This window comes from Streptomyces sp. JH002, assembly GCF_050916115.1.
Lineage (GTDB): Bacteria > Actinomycetota > Actinomycetes > Streptomycetales > Streptomycetaceae > Streptomyces > Streptomyces xiamenensis.
The window spans coordinates 466,836-484,143 of record NZ_CP087989.1 but is presented as its reverse complement, the minus strand read 5'-3'; the positions used below and the strand labels follow the sequence as shown (position 1 = coordinate 484,143).

7 protein-coding genes (1 of these 7 running past the window's edge) are annotated in these 17,308 nt (G+C 75.8%); 1 reads left to right on the top strand and 6 read right to left on the bottom strand.

All coding sequences use genetic code 11. The features are described 5' to 3' along the window. The first annotated feature begins 6 nt into the window (after window positions 1-6). On the top strand, window positions 7-1,017 hold the full coding sequence (locus H7827_RS01930) for a FecCD family ABC transporter permease (protein WP_432742126.1): 1,011 nt from the start codon (window positions 7-9) through the stop codon (window positions 1,015-1,017). 58 nt (window positions 1,018-1,075) lie between these two features. On the opposite strand, the gene H7827_RS01925 is transcribed toward H7827_RS01930, so the two are convergent. From H7827_RS01925 to H7827_RS01900, 6 genes are all read right to left on the bottom strand, one after another. Next, complete coding sequence (locus tag H7827_RS01925; protein ID WP_432742124.1) at window positions 1,076-2,368, bottom strand: MFS transporter; 1,293 nt, start codon at window positions 2,366-2,368, stop codon at window positions 1,076-1,078. 72 nt (window positions 2,369-2,440) lie between these two features. Next, window positions 2,441-2,656, bottom strand: a complete 216-nt coding sequence (locus tag H7827_RS01920) for an MbtH family protein (RefSeq protein WP_432742122.1) — start codon at window positions 2,654-2,656, stop codon at window positions 2,441-2,443. Continuing rightward, window positions 2,653-4,206: an amino acid adenylation domain-containing protein gene (locus tag H7827_RS01915; RefSeq protein ID WP_432742120.1), complete on the bottom strand. Its 1,554-nt coding sequence runs from the start codon at window positions 4,204-4,206 to the stop codon at window positions 2,653-2,655. The genes H7827_RS01920 and H7827_RS01915 overlap by 4 nt, the downstream gene beginning before the upstream one ends. Further along, window positions 4,190-7,576 (bottom strand): amino acid adenylation domain-containing protein, encoded by a 3,387-nt coding sequence (locus H7827_RS01910; protein WP_432742118.1) that lies wholly within the window; start codon window positions 7,574-7,576, stop codon window positions 4,190-4,192. The genes H7827_RS01915 and H7827_RS01910 overlap by 17 nt, the downstream gene beginning before the upstream one ends. Next, entirely contained in the window at window positions 7,573-9,360 is a 1,788-nt protein-coding gene (locus H7827_RS01905) for a carbamoyltransferase family protein (protein ID WP_432742116.1), read from the bottom strand. The genes H7827_RS01910 and H7827_RS01905 overlap by 4 nt, the downstream gene beginning before the upstream one ends. Continuing rightward, on the bottom strand, window positions 9,360-17,308 hold the final stretch of the coding sequence (locus H7827_RS01900; protein ID WP_432742114.1) for an amino acid adenylation domain-containing protein. Its footprint extends 12,298 nt past the window's final position; only the last 7,949 of its 20,247 coding nucleotides appear in the window; its start codon lies off the right edge, out of view; it ends in the stop codon at window positions 9,360-9,362. Before H7827_RS01900 ends, H7827_RS01905 begins: the two co-directional genes overlap by 1 nt.

The following is a 17,308-nucleotide window of genomic DNA, read 5'->3' as shown; positions in this document are numbered from 1 at the left end:
CAGGCCATGGCCGAGGGCCGGATCCGCCGCGCGAACCGGCGGCGCGTCACCATCGCCGTCCTCGTGGCTCTCGTCGTCACCGCGTTCGCGCTCAGCCTGATGTTCGGCAAGACCTCCTACCCGCCGGACGCGGTGTGGCGGGTGATCATGGGCGAGCAGGTCCCGGGCGCGTCCTTCACCGTCGGCCGGCTGCGGCTGCCCCGTGCGGTGCTCGCCGTCCTCGTCGGACTGTGCTTCGGTCTGGGCGGTGTCACCTTCCAGACGATGCTGCGCAACCCGCTGGCCAGCCCCGACATCATCGGCATCAGCACCGGGGCGAGCGCGGCGGCCGCCTTCGCGATCGTCGTGCTCTCGCTCGACGAGGTCGGGGTCTCCGTCTTCGCGATCACCGGTGGCCTGGTGGTCGCCCTGGCGGTGTACACCCTGTCCTTCAAGGACGGGGTGGCGGGCTCGCGGCTGATCCTGATCGGCATCGGCATCGCCGCCGTGCTGGAGAGCCTCACCGCCTACATCCTCAGCCGGGCGGGGGAGTGGGATCTCCAGGAGGCGATGCGCTGGCTGACCGGCAGCCTCAACGGCTCCAGTTGGACGGAGGTGGTGCCGGTCCTGATCGCGCTGGCCGTCCTGGGGCCCGTTCTGCTGGGGCAGTCGCGCGGCCTGTCCACGATGCAGCTGGGCGACGACACCGCCGCGGCCCTCGGCGTGCGCGTCGAGCGCACCCGGATCATCGCCATCGTCGCGGCGGTGGGCCTGATCGCCTTCGCCACCGCCGCCGCCGGACCGATCGCCTTCGTGGCGTTCCTGTGCGGCCCGATCGCCGCCCGTCTGGTGGGCCCCGGCCACTCCCTGCTGGTGCCCGCCGCCCTCATCGGCGCGCTGCTGGTGCTGGTCGCCGACTTCTGCGGCCAGTTCGCGTTCGGCACCCGCTACCCGGTCGGCGTCATCACCGGAGTGCTGGGCGCCCCGTACCTCATCTACCTCATCATCCGCACCCACCGCGCGGGCGGTTCCCTGTAGCCGCCCGGCGCGGCGCCGGTCCGTCCCCCGCGCCGGCCCGGCACGGAGCCGGCCCCTCTCAACGGGCCGGGCGCAGCTCCTCGTCCGCCGGATCCGACGGGTCCGGCGGCCGGGGCGGCCCGGCGGGAGCCTCCGGCCGCCCATCACCGGGATCATCGGCCACCGACTCCGCCACCTGCGGCGGCGCGATCCGGCGCAGCAGCACGGACACCGCGCACATCAGGGCCATCATCCCCATCAGGGCGTACATGATCCGGTAGTCGATCAGCCCGATGAGCGCCGCGCCCGCCGCGATGGAGAGCGTCTGGAACAGATCGCACACCGAGCTGACCGCCGCGTTCACCCGGCCCTGCATCCGGGCCGGCGCGTACAGGTGCAGCGCCGTGCTCAGCGCCACCATCAGGAACGGCAGCCCGGTACCGATCAGCATCGCGCCCAGGATGAACAGCGGCATCTCGCGCCACACGCACAGCACCAGGCCGGCCGATATCAGCGCGTACCCCACCGCGCTGCCCCGGAACTCCCCGGCCCGCCGCACGATGAGACCGGCGAGAATCCCGCCCAGCACCGAACCGCCGCCCTGCAGCGAGGCGATCACCCCCACGAACGCCGGCCCCTGCCCCAGCCCCTGGTCGACCGCCGCGAACACCGCCGTCTCCAGCAGTCCGACCACCGCCAGGAACGCCACGAACGACACCGCCAGCCGCAGCAGGAACGGCGTGGCCCGCACGAAACGGAAACCCGCCGTCACCGACCGCGCGAACGGCTCGCCCGCCGGCTCCGGCTCCGACTCCACCACCTTGATCGACCACAGCACCAGCGCCGCCACCACGAAGGTCGCCGACCCCAGCACCGCGAGCGCGCCCCCGCCGAACGCCGTGTACACCCCGGCGCCCGCCACCGGCGAGACGATCCGCACCCCCTCCCGCACGGTGATCAGCAGCGACCGGGCCGCCGCCGCGTTCTCCGAGGGGAGCATGTCCTTCAGCAGCGCCGGCCGCGCCGGGGTGGCGAACAGCACCCCGTACGCCAGCGTCACCAGATAGATGATCCACACATCGCCGGAATCCCCGACGAACAGCAGCCCCAGCACCAGGACCGCCATCACCGAGTACATCCGCAGCAGCAGCGGGCGCCGCCGCACCCGGTCCACCCAGTGGCCCAGCAGCGGGGCGGCGAGACCCGGGGCCGTGATGATCAGGAACACCACGCCGGCCGCCGCGTCCGACCCCGTCAGATCCTTGATCCAGATCGCCAGCGAGAGATAGACCGCGCTGTCCCCGAAACTGGAGAAGGTCTCACCGATGAACAGCCGTCTGAAGCGCTTGTCGGTGCGCAGCAGTTTCCACATGGGGCGGACCTCCGGGGAAGGAACGGCGGCGGGCGGCCCGCCCGCCGCCGGGGGGTGATGTGCGGGGCGGGGTCAGCTTTCGCCCATCGCGACGCGCAGGGACCGCGGCCGCATGTCGGTCCACACGGTGCCGATGTGGTCCAGGCACTCCTGACGGGTCCCGCGCGTCTCCAGTGCCCGCCAGCCGGCCGGCACCGGACGTTCCGCGGCCCAGACGGAGTACTGCTCCTCGTCGTTGATGACCACCACGAACTGCTGCTCGCCGGTGCCGTTTGCCTCTTCGGTCATGGGAGGGTCCTCTCGTGTCCTGGGGAAGGGTGGGACGGGGTCCGTGCCGGGGGTTGCGGCCGGTGCAGGCGCTCGCGCACCAGCTCCCGCACGGCGCGCCTGCTGGTCTTGCCCGCCGCCGTGTCCGGCAGCGCCGCGAAGTCCAGCACCTGACGCGGTCTCATGTACGCGGGAAGCAGCCGGTGCAGTCCGGCCCGCACCTCCCGCCCCGCCTGGGGCCACGGCGGCGATCCGGCGGCCGGGACGCAGGCGAGGTACAGCTCGGGGCGGCCCTCGGGGCCCTCGCAGACCACCGCGACCGCCTGCGCCAGTTCCGGCAGCCGCTGGGCGACCGCCTCGATCTCGCCCAGTTCGATCCGGTGGCCCCGGATCTTGACCTGGTCGTCGGCGCGGCCGTGGAAGTAGTGCTGCCCGTCCGCCCCGGCCCGGACCAGATCGCCCGTGCGGTACATCCGTGAGCCGTCCGCAGCGGTGACGAACGACCTGGCGGTCAGGCCGGGTTCGCCGGTGTAGCCGCGTGCCACCCCGGCCCCCGACAGCCACAGCTCACCGACCTCCCCGGCCGCCACCGGGTGCCCCGCCTCGTCCAGTACCCGGGCGCCCAGGCCCGTCAGCGGCCGGCCGATCGGCAGCGGATCGCGGAACGGCGGCTCCAGCGGAGTGCACAGCCCGACCACCGTGATCTCGGTGGGGCCGTACGCGTTCCACAGCGCCCCCGTCACCGGCAGCAACTCCTCGGCCAGCGCGGCCGGCAGCGCCTCGCCGCCGGAGATGAGCGTGCCGAAGACCCGTTCACCGCCGAGGAAGGGCAGCAGCAGCCGCAGCTGGCTCGGGGTGGCCCAGGCCGCCGACAGTCGTGCCCCGCGCAGGAAGCGGGCGAAGAACTCCGGGTTGCGGGCGGCCCGTTCCGGTGCGACCACCGCGGTGCCGCCGCACACCAGCGGGATCAGCAGCTCGGGCACCGACATGTCGAACACCGTGTTGCTGTGCGCCAGCATCCGGCTCCCGGGGCCGAACTCCAGGGCGCGCACGAAGTGTTCCAGCATGTTCAGCAGCGCCGGATGTTCCACCTCCACGCCCTTGGGCACTCCCGTGGACCCGGAGGTGAACAGCACGTACGCCGCCGGTCCGCCCGGGTCCGGGGCGATCGCCGCCTTCTCGCGGCCCACCTCGGCCGTCGCCGTCGTGCTCACCCCGTCGGTGGCCGTGCCGCGCACCGCGACCGTGCACACCGCCCGCCGGATCTGGTAGCGGCGCCGCTCGCCCGGGGCCGCCGGGTCCAGCGGCACTGCGGTGGCGCCCAGCATCCAGCAGGCCAGCAACGGCACCAGATAGGGGGCCCCGTACCCGGCCTCCACGGCGACCCGGGTGCCCCGTCCGGCGCCGGCGGCGGCGAGCCGGGTGGCCTCACCGCGCGCGGCGGCCACCAGGCCGGCGTAGCTGAGCGTGCCCTCCGGGCTCTCCACCGCCGGTGCGCCGGGCCGCAGCCCGGCCTGCGCCAGCACCGCCGCGAGCACCGTGCCGGCCTCGTACTCAGTCGGTGAGGACATCGGCCGCCCCCGCCTCGCGCACCAGGGCGGTCAGCCCGGCCGGTGTCGGGTCCGCGAAGAAGTCCCCGAGGTCGACGGTGACCTCGAACTCCTCGTCCAGCCGCGCCAGCAGCCGCAGCGCCATGATGGAGTGCCCGCCCAGCGCGAGGAAGCTGTCCCCGGGCCGCACCGCCGGCACGTCCAGCACCTCGCACCACAGGGCCGTCACCCGGCCGGTGAGCGGATCCCCGTCCCCGGGACTTCCCGCCGGTTCCTGGTCGGGGGCGGTCGCCGGGGCGAGCGGGCCGGCCAGCAGCGCGGCCCGGTCCGTCTTCCCGCTGGCGTTCACCGGCAGCCGCTCCAGCGGCACCACCACGGGCACCAGATGCTCGGGGAGCCGCTCGCGCAGCGCCGCGACCAGGGCCGGGCCGTCCAGCGGTCCGGTCGCGCGGCCCGCGCCCGCGGTCACCCAGGCCACCAGCTCCGCACCGTGCTCGGTGGGACGGGCCAGCACCACCGCCTCCGCGACCCCGGGCAGCGTACGCAGCGCCCGTTCGACCTCGGCCGGCTCCACCCGGTGGCCGCGCACCTTGACCTGGTCGTCCCGCCGCCCCTCGAAGGCCAGCTGCCCGCCCGGCAGCACCCGCACCAGGTCACCGGTGCGGTACAGCCGCCGCCCGCCGCGCGGGTCGAAGGGATCGGGCACGAACGCGTCGGCCGTCGCCGCGGGCGCCCCCCGGTAGCCGTGTGCCAGGCCCTCCCCGCCCACCGCCAGTTCGCCGACCGCGCCCACCGGCACCGGCTCGCCCCGCTCGTCCAGGACATGGGCGGTGGTCCCGGACACCGGCCGGCCGATGGGGATGATCCCGGCGGCCGTGTCCCGGTCGGTGATGTCGTGCCAGGTGCTGAAGGTGGTGTTCTCGGTCGGCCCGTAGCCGTTGACGATCCGCTCCGGCCGGTCGGGCCGGGCCAGCAGGACGGACAGCCGCCGCGCGTCCAGTTGTTCGCCGCCCGCCAGCAGCACCCGCAGCGGTGCCAGGGCGTCCGGCGCGAAGTCCACCACCTGATGGAAGAGGGTCGCCGTCAGCCACAGCACGGTGATCCGCTCGCGGGCGATGAACTCCCGCAGCCGGGCGGGGGACAGCGCCACCTCACGGCCGCCGGTCACCAGGGCCGCGCCGCCGGCCAGCGCCCCCCACACCTCGAACGTCGCCGCGTCGAACGCCGGGTGCGACAGGTGCGCCACCCGGTCCCGCGCGCCGATGGTCAGGTAGTCGGCCTCCGGAACCAGCCGGCTGATCGCCCGGTGCGGCACCACCACCGCCTTCGGTTCCCCGGTCGAGCCCGACGTGAACATCACATACGCGACGTCCTCGCCCGTCACCGCGGCCGGCTCCGGTGCCGGCGCGCCAGCGCTCCGCCCCGCCCCGGCGTCCGCCCACAGCCGTTCCAGGACCAGCACCGGCAGATGGCCGGCCACCGGGAGTCCCGCCACCGTGCCCCGGGCGTCCTCCGTCACCAGCACCGCGTCCGCCGACGCCAGCAGCCGGTCGATCCGTGCCGCCGGCTGTGCGGGGTCCACCGGCAGATAGGCGCAACCGGCGTACAGCGCGCCGAGGAAGCCGGTCACCGACGCGGCACCACGCTCCGCCAGCACCGCGACCACCGATCCCCGGCCCAGTCCGGCGGTGCGCAGGTGCGCCGCGAGGGCCCCGGCCCGGCCCGCGAGTTCGCCGTAGCTCAGCCGCAGCGGCCCCTCGATCAGCGCCGGGGCGCCGGGCCGCCGCGCCGCGTGCCGGGCGAAGCGCTGGTGCACCGCCTCGTACCCGGCTGCGGCCCCGGTCCCGGACTCCGCCACGGGCGACCCGGGCGCGGTGTCCGGCAGCGCGGCGTCCGGCGTGCGGAACGCCTCCCCGGCCGCCGCGATCAGCCGCTCGTGCAGAGCCGCCGCCGCTGGGGCGCTGAACAGGTCCGTGTGGTACTCCAGTTCCAGCTCGGGCTCGTCCCCGTCGACCACCGACCACAGCAGCTCGTACTTGGCCGTCCCGGTCGGCAGCAGCGTGCGCCGCGCCCGCTGCCCCGCCAGCCGCAGCACCCCCTCGTCCGCGCTCCGGTGGGTCAGTGCCACCTGGGCCAGCGGTGCCCGCGACCGGTCGGTGGCGATCCGCAGCTCGGTCAGGATGTCCTGCAACGGCGCCCGGCGATGCGCCAGCCCTTCCGCCACCGCGCGCCGCACCCGCCGCGCCACCTCACGCGCCGTCACCCCGGGCGGCAGCGTCACCCGCAGCGGCAGGGTGTCCACGAACATTCCGATCTCCGCCCCGTCACCCGTCTCCCGGGACGAGGCCGGGACCGCCACCACCAGATCCCGGTCCCCGGTCACCGCCGCGAGCCCCACCGCGTACGCGGCCAGCCAGGTCATGAACGGGCTGAGCCGCTCCTGCCCGGCCACCGCGCGCAGCGCGGCCAGCGCGCCGGGCGCGAACGCCGCCCGGTGCACCGCGCCGCCGGTGCCCAGGACGGGCGGCCGGGGCCGATCGGACGGCAGCGCCATCGCGTGCGGCGCCCCGGCCAGCCGGCCCCGCCAGTACGCGAGCGCGGCGGGCGCCTCCGCGAGCAGCGCGCCGCCCGACGGTGCCGCCGCGCCCCGTACGGGCTGCCCGTCCGCCGCCTGCGCGCAGCGGCGGGACAGTTCCTCCTCGATCAGCGTCAGCGAGGCACCGTCGCACACCAGATGGTGCACGGTCAGCAGCAGGACATCGCCCGCCGCGCCCCGGTCCACCACCGCAGCCCGCAGCAGCGGCGGCCTCCGCAGGTCGAACGGCTCCCGCGTCTCCCCGTCGAGCAGGTCGCCGAGCTCTGCCTCCGACAGCCCGGGGGCGGCCACCCAGCGGCACGGCACCCGGACCTCTCCCGGGTCCGCCTCCACCGCGAGACCGGGCGGGCGGAAGCCGCGCCGCAGCGCCGGGTGCGCCGCCGCCAGCTCGTCCAGCGCCGCCCGCAGCCGGGGGACGTCCAGCCGTCCGGGGAAGCGGTACACCGCGCCCACGTGGTACCGCGCGGTGCCGGGCGACACCTGCTCGGCGGCCCACAGCCGCTCCTCCGCCGCCGTCAGCGGACGCTCCCCGCCCCCCTGGCCCGCCCCGCCCTCCTTGGCCAGCACCGCCACCAGCCGCCCGAACTCCGGGTAGTCGTACAGCAGATCGAGATCGATGTCGGTGCCGGTGACGGCGCGCAGGCTCATCGCCGCCTCCACCGCCACGATCGAATCGGCCCCGGCGAGGAAGAAGTGGTCCTCGTCCCCGGCCGGATCCGCGCCCACCGCGCGCCGCCACACCTCGGCGACCGCCGCCCGCAGCCGCTCCGGGTCACCGCCCGGCGCCGCGGTCACCGCCCCTCGCCTTCCGCCCGGACTCGCGTCACCAGCACGTCCCCGATGGCCAGCGCGTCCAGCGAGGACCTGGCGAAGGTCTCCACCGCCTCCCGGGGCGTGCGCACGATCGGCTGACCGCGCAGATTGAAGGAGGTGTTGAGCACCACCGGCGTGCCGTGGTCGTCACCGAACCGCCGGATCAGCTCCCAGAACACCGGCGCCTGCGCCCGCTGCACCACCTGCACCCGGGCCGAGCCGTCCACGTGCGTGATCGACGGCAGCGCCTCCCGGTACTTCTCCCGCACCTGCGCCACACACAGCATGTGCCGGTAGAGATTCTCCTGCCCGGGGACGATCTCGAAGTACTCCCCGGCCTCCTCGGCCGTCACCGCCGGTGCGAACGGGCGGAACTCCTCGCGCTGTTTGACCACCGCGTTCAGGTGCGCCCGCATCCCCGGCACCCGGGGGTCGGCCAGGATGCTGCGATGCCCCAGGGCCCGCGGCCCGAACTCCATCCGCCCCTGGAACCAGGCCACCACCGCCCCGCCGCCCAGCAGTTCGGAGACCCGGCCCAGCAGTTCGGGCCGGGCCAGCCCGGTCACCTCGAAGCCCGGGCCAAGACCCGCCAGTGCCGCCGCGACCTGCGCGGTGCCGAACTCCTCGCCCCAGTACGGCATCGTCATGGCGGACGGCGCGGCCGGACGGCGCTGCCGCAGCTCCCACAGCGCGGCCCCCAGGGCGCTTCCGTCGTCCCCCGACGCCGGCTGCACGAACACCTCGTCCACCAGGCCGCTGCGGGCGATCACCCCGTTCGCGGTGCAGTTCAGTGCCACCCCGCCCGCCATGCACAGCCGCCGCGAGCCACCGCCGGGCAGTTCGCGCGCGGAGCGGAGCACGTGCAGCAGGCTCTCCTCCAGGGTGTGCTGCACCGTGGCGGCCACGTCCATGTGCCGCTGCTCCAGCGGCGCCCGCGGATGCCGGGCCGGGCCGAACACCTCCTCCAGCCGGCGGATCACCCCCCGGTGCGTCTCCCGCTCCAGCGGCGTGCGGTCGTGCGCCAGCAGCGGGGAGTGCAGCCCGCCGTTCGCGAGCCGCCGCATCAGCTCGCCGTCGGCCTGCGGGAACCGGCCCCGGTCGCCGTACGGGGCGAGGCCCATCACCTTGTACTCGTCCATCCCCGGCAGAAATCCGAGGTACTGGGTGACGACGCTGTACAGGATGCCCAGCGAGGCGCCGATCGGATAGCGCCGCAGCGTCCGCAGCTGCGCGCCGTCGCCGGCGTGCACCGAGGTCGCCTCGGTCTCGCCCATGCCGTCGGCCACCAGCACCGTCGCCGTCTCGAACCCGCTCAGCCAGTAGGCGCTGGCCGCGTGCGCCAGGTGGTGCGGCACCCGCACCAGCTTGCGTTCCCAGTCGTGGCCGGGGAAGTGCTCGCGCAGCACCTCCCACTGCACCCGCTCCGCGTACGCCTCGGCGAACCAGCGGCGGGTGTACGCGTCCCGTTCGAACGCGGCCGACGGCTCGTAGCGGAAGCCGTGCGCGACCACGTCGACCTCTTCCAGGGTCACCCCGGCCATCCGCAGACAGGCCGTGACGGCGTCCATCGGGAACGCCCCGGTGCCCTTGTCGCCGTCGTGCCGCTCCTGCGCGGAGGCGGCGAGCACCCCGTCCTCGCTCACCAGCGCCGCCGCCGAGTCCAGGCCCTGCACCAGCCGCAGCTCGCGGTGGTCGAGCCCCGGCAGCAGCTCACGCTTGAGCGCCCGCGTGCGGTCCAGACCGCTGATTCCCAGTACGAGCACCATCAGGCTCCCCTCGATTCGGTCCGATCGCGCACCGCGTCGGCCACGGCGCCGACCCAGGGCCGGCGCAGCATCTGGAAGTGGTCGCCGTCCGTGTGCGCGACCGTCAGTGACCCCGTCAGCTCCCGCCAGCCGGCTGTGATCCGTTCCCGCTCGGCTACGCCGTCGGTGAGCGACAGCACCAGCCGGGCGTCCCCGGCGAAGCGGGCGGGACGCCAGCGGCCGAGCGCGCCCAGCAGGTCACGCCAGTACGCCAGCAGCGTGGCCGTGGTCGGCCCGTCCAGTTCGGCCAGTGCCGCCGCGTCCACCCCCAGCGTCGCCAGCACCCCGCCGGCCTCCCGGCCGCGCAGCAGCGCCGCCGGGCCCTCGCGCAGCACCGCCGCGCGGATCCGCTCCAGCCGCTCCACCGTCACCCCGGCCCGCGCGGCGTCCGCCGGCTCCGGCGCGTCCGGCGCCCCCGGCGCCACACCGGACTCGGCGTCGATGACGACCAGCCGGGAGACCGGGACGCCCAGCCGCCGCAGCCGGACCGCGACCTCGTGGGCGAGCGCGCCCCCCGCCGACCAGCCGGCGACCACCACCGGTTCCCGGCCGGCCAGCAGCGGCGCCAGCTCCCGTACGTACGCCGTCGCCAGGTCGTCCAGCCCGCCCGGCGCGGCACCCGACCACGGGTCGCCCATCAGGCCCAGCACCTCGAACTCCCCGGCCAGCTCCGCCACCAGTTCCCGGTAGCCGAACAGCGTGCCGCCCAGCGGATGCGCCAGGACCAGCGGCACCGCTCCCGGCGTGCCGCCCAGCGGCACCACCCGGTCGCTGCCCGCGCCCGCGCCGTCCAGATACGCCGCCTGCGCGGCGACCGTCGGCGCCCCGTACAGCCGGGCCAGCGGCACCCGTACCCCGAAGTGTTCCCGCAGCCGCTCGGCCAGCCGCACCGCCAGCAGTGAGTGCCCGCCCAGCGCGAAGAAGTCCTCGTGCACCCCGATCCCGGACCGGCCCAGCAGCCCGGCCCACACCTCGGCCAGCCGCCGCTCGGTCCCGGTGCGCGGGGCCCGGCCCTGCGCCGGTCCGCCGCTGTCGGGACCCGGCAGCCGCAGCGCCGCCCGGTCCAGCTTCCCGCTCGCGGTCCGGGGCAGCGCGTCGACCCGTACGACGTCGGTGGGGATCGCCGCCTCGGGCAGCAGCCGCACCAGGTGGAGCCGCAGTGCCGCCGGCTCCGGCAGGGTGTCCGCTGCCGGCACCACGTGCGCCACCAGCCGTGGCCGGGACCCGGCACCGGTGTGGTGCGCCGTCACCGCCACGGCGGCGACCGCCGGATGGCCGCGCAGCGCCGCCTCGACCTCGGCCGGCTCCACCCGCTGACCCGCGATCTTCACCTGCCCGTCGGTACGCCCCAGGAACTCCAGCATCCCGTCCGCCGTGTACCGGCCCCGGTCCCCGCTGCGGTACAGCCGGCTGCCCGGCGGCCCCCACGGGTCGGGGACGAACCGGTCGGCGCTCAGCACCGGATCACCGAGGTAGCCACGCCCCACACCGGCCCCGCCGATGTGGATCTCGCCCGGCGTCCCGGGCGGCACCGGATCGCCCGCCGCGTCCAGGACGCGGATCACGGTGTTGGCGTCCGGCCGGCCGATCACCGGCGCCGGGCGGCCCGCGAACGGCGCGTACGTCGCCTCCACCGTGGTCTCGCTCGGGCCGTACGCGTTGAACGCCGTCACCTTCGGGTGATCGCGCAGCAGCGCCCACAGGTCGGGCGGGCACGCCTCACCGCCCAGCACGATCACCGACGGCGGGAACGGGGCGTCCAGCAGCCCGGCCTCCACCATCAGCTGGACCTGGGCCGTCGTCACATCCAGGGTGTCCAGGGCCGTCTCCGGCCGCTGCGCGCGCTCCACCAGCAGCCGTGGATCGCGCCGCTCCGGCGCGCCGAGCAGGGTCAGCGGATGCCCGTCCAGCAGGGCCAGGATCTGCGCCAGGAAGAAGTCGGAGACGAACGCCGAGGTCCCGGCCGCCATCCGCAGCGGTTGCCCGCCGCCCGCCTCCCGCAGCCGGGGGAGCAGCGTCGCCTCGGCGAAGTCCGTCAGCCCGCCGTGCTCGATCAGCACCCCCTTGGGGCGTCCCGTGGAGCCCGAGGTGTACAGCACCGCGGCCAGATCGTGCGGCCCGACGGCGGGGAACTCCACCGCCTCCCGGTCCGTGCCGGGCTCCGGCTTCGCGCCCACCACCAGCACCGGTACCCCGGCGCGCGGCGGCTCCGCGGCACCGTCCGGGGCGGCGAGCAGCAGGACCGGCGCCGACTCCTCGGCCATCAGCCGCTGCCGCGCGACCGGCAGTTCGGGATCGAGCACCACGAACGCGGCACCCGCCCGCCACACCGCCCAGATCGCGGTGAGCGCGGCCCGGCCGGGCCGCAGCCACACCCCGACCACGTCCCCGCGGCGCACCCCGGCCCGCAACAGCCGCGCCGCCAGCGCGTCCACGGCCGCGCAGAAGGCGGCGAAGGTCAGCGCGCCCGCCTCGTCCCGCACCGCCACCGCGCGCGGAGTCAGCGCGACCCGCTCGGCCAGCAGCTCGTGCACCGGCTTGCGCGACACCTCCCGCACCGGGCCCTGCCAGGCGGCCAGCCGTGCGCGTTCGTCCGCACCGGCCGCCAGCACCTCGCGCAGCGGCGCGCCCGGGTGCTGGCCCAGCGTCTCCAGCAGCCCGGCGAACGACGCGAGCAGCTGCTCGGCCGTCTCCCCGTCGTACAGCTCGGGACGGAAGGTCAGCTCCAGATGCAGTGCCCGGGCCGACTCCGTCACCTCCAGCGACAGGTCGAAGTGGGCCCCGCCCGGCGGCAGCGAACGGTCCGTCAGCCGCAGGCCGGCGGGCGCCCCGGCGTCCGCGCGCCCGGACCCGGCCGCCGGGACATGCGTGAACATGGTGCGGAACAGCGGATTGCCGCCCGCCTCCCGCTCCGGGCGCACCGCCCGCACCACCTGCTCGAACGGCAGCTCCTGGTGCGCGAACGCCTCCAGCACCGCCGTGCGCACCCGCGCCAGATGGGCGGCGAAGTCCTCCTCCGGATCGATGCGCACCCGCAGCGCCAGCGTGTTCACGAAGAACCCGACCAGCGCGGCCGTGTCCGGGTGCGAGCGCCCCGAGACCGGTGTCCCCACCGTCACGTCCCGGCTGCCCGCGTGCCGGGCCACATGCAGGCAGTAGACCGCCAGCAGCGCCATGAACGCCGTGCTGCCGGTGTCCCTTCGCAGCTGCGTCAGCCACGCCACCCGCTCCGCCGGGATCCGCAGCCCGCGCCGGTCGCCGGAGAACCCGCCTTCCTCCGGGGCCGGCCGGTCCGGCTGCGGCACGGCGGGCACCGCGCCCGCCAGGGTCCGTGTCCAGTACTCCCGCTCGGCGCCGCCCCGTTCCGCCAGCAGCTCCCGCTGCCAGCGCGTGTAGTCCGGGTAGTCCGCCGCCAGCCGGGGCAGCCCGGCCGCCGCGGGATCGCCGTCCGCCCGGTACAGCGCCCACAGTTCCCGTTCGAAGATCTCCAGCGACCAGGCGTCCAGCGCCACATGGTGCGCGACGAACGCCAGCGTGTGCCGCCGCGGCCCGGTCCGCCACACCCGCACCCGCAGCAGCGGGCCCCGGGTCAGGTCGAACGGCTCGGCCACCAGCGCCGACAGCCGCGCCGTCACCTCCCCGGGCGGGCACTCACCGGCGGCCAGACCGCAGCTCCAGGCCGGCCCGACCCGCTGCACCACGGCCCCGTCCGCGTCCGTGTCCAAGGTGGTGCGCAGCGCCTCGAACCGCCCGATCAGCGCGTCCACGGCCGCGCCCAGCCGCGCCACGTCCAGCTCCCCCTCGACATCGCGCGCCCAGGTCACGTGGTACGTGGGGCTGTCCGGTGCCAGATGCCACAGGAACCACAACCGCTCCTGGGCGTACGACGCGGGCAGCGCCTCCCCGGGGGCCCGCGCGGCCCGCACGATCGGACCGGCGGCGGTGGTGCCGCGCGCCGTGTGCTCCTCCAGCAGCCGGGCCATCGCGGCCACCGTGGGGCGTTCGAACACCTCGTGCAGCCGCACCCGGATCCCGAACTCGGTGCCCAGCCGCATCACCAGCCGCACCGCCAGCAGCGAGTGCCCGCCCAGCGCCACGAAGTCGTCCTCGATCCCGACCTCGGTCAGCCCCAGCACCTGGCACCACACCGCCGCCACCCGCCGCTGCGTCGGCGTCACCGGCGGGCCGCCGTGCCGCAGCGCCGCACGCGGGGTGCCGGCGGCCCGCCGCAGCGCCTCCCGGTCCAGTTTGCCGACCGCCGTGAGCGGCAGTCCGGCGACCGTGCGCAGGACCGAGGGCACGGCGACCGCGGGCAGCCGGTCGGCCAGATACGCCGTCAGCCCGGCGTCGTCGGGGGCCGCTCCGGCCGGCACCACGTGGGCCACCAGCGTCGTACGGGCTCCCGGCGCCGTGCCGTCGCGGTGCGCGGTGACCGCCGCGGCCGAGACCCCCGGATGGGAACGCAGCACCGCCTCGATCTCGGCGGGCTCCACCCGCTGGCCCGAGATCTTCAGCTGCTGGTCCGCCCGGCCGGCGAACTCCAGCAGTCCGCCCGCGCCGTACCGCACCAGGTCACCGGTCCGGTACAGCCGGGCCCCCGGCGGCCCCCAGGGGTCGGGGACGAACACGTCCGCCGTCAGCTCCGGCCGGCCCCGGTAGCCCCGTGCCACGGCCGGGCCGCCCAGATACAGCTCACCCGTGGCGCCGGGCGGCACCTCGCGCAGCGCCGCGTCCAGCACCCGTACGCGGACGGCGCCCAGCGGCCTGCCGATCACCGGATCCTGATGTTCACTCACCCGGATCCCGGTCACATCGACCGTGGCCTCCGTCGGACCGTAGGTGTTGTGCGCGATCGTCCCCGGCCGGGCGGCCAGCGCCGCCCACAGGTCCGGCGGGCAGGCCTCGCCGCCCAGCGTCACCAGCCGCGGCGGATGGGGCGCGTCCAGCAGCCCCGCCTCCACCATGAGTTGCACCTGCGCCGTCGTGGCGCCGATGACCCCGGCCGCCCGCCCCGCGTCCTGGGCCCGCGCCACCAGCTGCCGCGGGTCGCGGCCCTCGGTCCCGGAGAGCACCAGCAGCGTGTGGCCGTCCAGCAGCGCCAGCACCTGTTCCAGGAAGAAGTCCGACAGGAAGGCCGAGGTCCCCAGGGCCACCCGCAGCCGTTCCCCGCCGGGGGCCGCCTCGCGCAGCCGGGGCAGCAGTAGTCCGGTGGCGTAGTGAGACAGCGCGCCGTGCTCGACGGCCACCCCCTTGGGCGCCCCCGAGGTGCCGGAGGTGTACATCACATAGGCCAGGTCCCGTTCGGTGACGGTGACCGGCCCCTGCTCCTCCGCATCCGCCGGGCCGTCGTCCGGGCCGGACCACGGCAGCCTCGGGAAGCCCTCCGGCACCGACCCGGCACCGTCGTCCCCCGTGACCAGGACGACCGGCCCGGCGTCCTGGGCCATCAGCCGCAGTCGGCCCGGAGGCAGTTCGGGATCCAGCGGGACGAACGCCGCCCCCGCCTTCCACACCGCCCACACGGCCGTGACCGCGCCCCGCCCGGCCGGCAGGCAGATCCCGACCAGGTCGCCCCGCCCCACCCCGGCCCGCAGCAGCCGGCCGGCCAGCCGGTCGCTGTCCGCGTCCAGCGCGGCGAACGTCACCCGCCGCGCGCCGTCCTCCAGCGCGACGGCCTCCGGACCGGCGGCCACCTGGGCCCGCAGCATCGCGTGCACCGGCACCCGGGCGCCGTCCCGCGTCCCGTCCCGGCCGCTCCACGCCTCCAGCAGGTCGCGCTCCGCCGTGCCGAGCAGCACCGCCTCCTCGTGCGGGGCGTCCGGCTCCGCCGCCATCGCGCGCAGGGCGCGCAGATGGTAGTCCCGCACGACCGTCACCTGATCCGCGCTCAGCCGTCGTGCGTCGTACTCCAGCTCGAGACGCAGCTCCTGCGTCCCCGCGTCCCGGCTGACTGTCACGCCCAGCACGAAGTTGGTGCGCCCGGTGCCCGCGACGTCCTGCTCCGCCGCCTCGGTGTCGGACACCTCCTGGGCCAGCGCCCCGAACTGGTGGAAGTGGTTGTACGTGAAGCTCGCGTCGAACAGCGAGCCACCGCCCAGCTCACGCTGGAGCGCCGCCATCGGGTAGCGCCGGTGCGGCAGCAGCGCGCGTTCGGCGGCGAACACCGCCCGTACCAGATCGGCCCAGCTGCCCGGGGCGAGCGCGAGCCGGAAGGGCACGGTGTTCAGGAACAGGCCCCGGGCCTCTTCGCCGTCCGTCTCCTCCAGCCGGCCGTTGGCCGTGAGCCCCACCAGGACGTCCGGGTCGCCGGTCGCCAGACCCACCGCCCGCAGGTGCGCGGCCAGGACCACCGACTTGAACGGCACGCCGCACCGGCGCGCCACCGCGTCGAGCCCGGCGGCCGTCGCGGCGGGCACCGGCGTGCTCAGCACACCGTGCCCGGCCGCCTCGTCGCGCTCGTGGCTCTCGCCCACGACGTGTTCCCCGAGCGGCACCGGTGCGAGTCCCGCCGCACGGCGCGGCAGCCGCGCCTCGGGCCGGCCGGCCAGCCGCCGGTGCCAGAAGTCACGGGTGGCGCCGGACGCCAGCGCGGCCCGCTCGGCGGCGACGAAGTCCCGGTAGCGGGACCGGACCGGCTCGGGTCGCGGCGTACCGCCCGCGAGCAGCTCACGGTAGTGACCGTGGATCTCGGTGAGGGTGGAGGCCAGGCTCCAGCCGTCGAGCACGGCGTGGTGTTCGGTGACGCTCCACTGGAAGGCGGTGTCGGTGAGCACGTGGACCGTCATCCGCCACAGCGGCGCCGACTCCAGCACGAACGGACGCCGCCGTTCGTTCTCGACGTACGCCACCAGTGCGGTCCGCCGCCCCGCCTCGTCCAGGTCGCGCAGATCGATCACCGTCAGCGGCGCCGGGGCCTCCCGGTGCACCAACTGCATCGGTTCCGCGTAGCCGGTGAGGTCGAAGGAGGTGCGCAGCGCCGGATGCCGGGCCACCGCCAGGCCCACCGCCCGCCGGAAGGCCGCCTCGTCGAACGCCCCGGGCAGCCGCAGCGTCTCCACGTTCAGGTACGGCAGCCGGTCCGGGTCCGACTCCATCTCGTAGACCATGCCGACCTGGAGTTCGGCCATCGGGTAGGCGTCGGTGAGTCCCTCGGGCAGGCGGGCCCGGTCCTCGGGGGAGAGCAGCGAGAACGCGCCCTCGTCGCCGGTGCCCGGCTCCCGGGCCGCCACGACCGTGGTCACCTCGGCCAGCCGCGCCACGGTCGGCCGTTCCAGCAGCTCGGGCATCGCGAACCGCAGGCCCGCCACCCTGGCGCGTCCGAGCAGTCTGATGGCGCGGATGGAGTCGCCGCCCAGGTCGAAGAAGGAGTCGTGCCGGCCGATCCGCTCGGTGCCCAGGACCCCGCGCCACACGGCGGCCAGTGCCTCCTCGTGGCCGGGCCGGGGCTCCTCGTACTCCACGGCCAGCTCGGGCCGGTCGGTGGGTGGTGCGGGGAGGGCGCGGGTGTCGATCTTGCCCTGGGGGGTGAGGGGCAGGTGGGTGAGGTGGACGAAGTGGTGGGGGATGGCGTACTGCGGCAGTTCGGCCGTCAGCCAGGTCCGCAGCTCGGTGGTGTTGAGGGGCTGTCCGGTGGTGTTGGTGAGGTAGGCGGTGAGGGTATCGGGGTGGGCGTGCGTGAGGTGGGCCTGGGCGATGTGCGGGTGTTGCTGGAGCGCCGCCTCGATCTCGGCGGGTTCCAGCCGGTGGCCGCGCACCTTGATCTGCTGGTCGGAGCGTCCCTGGTGGTGGAGGGTGCCCTGCGGTGTCCAGTGAGCGAGGTCGCCGGTGCGGTACAGGCGGCTGCCGGGCGGGCCGTAGGGATCGGGGACGAAGCGGTCCGCCGTCAGCGCCGGGCGGGCCGTGTACCCCC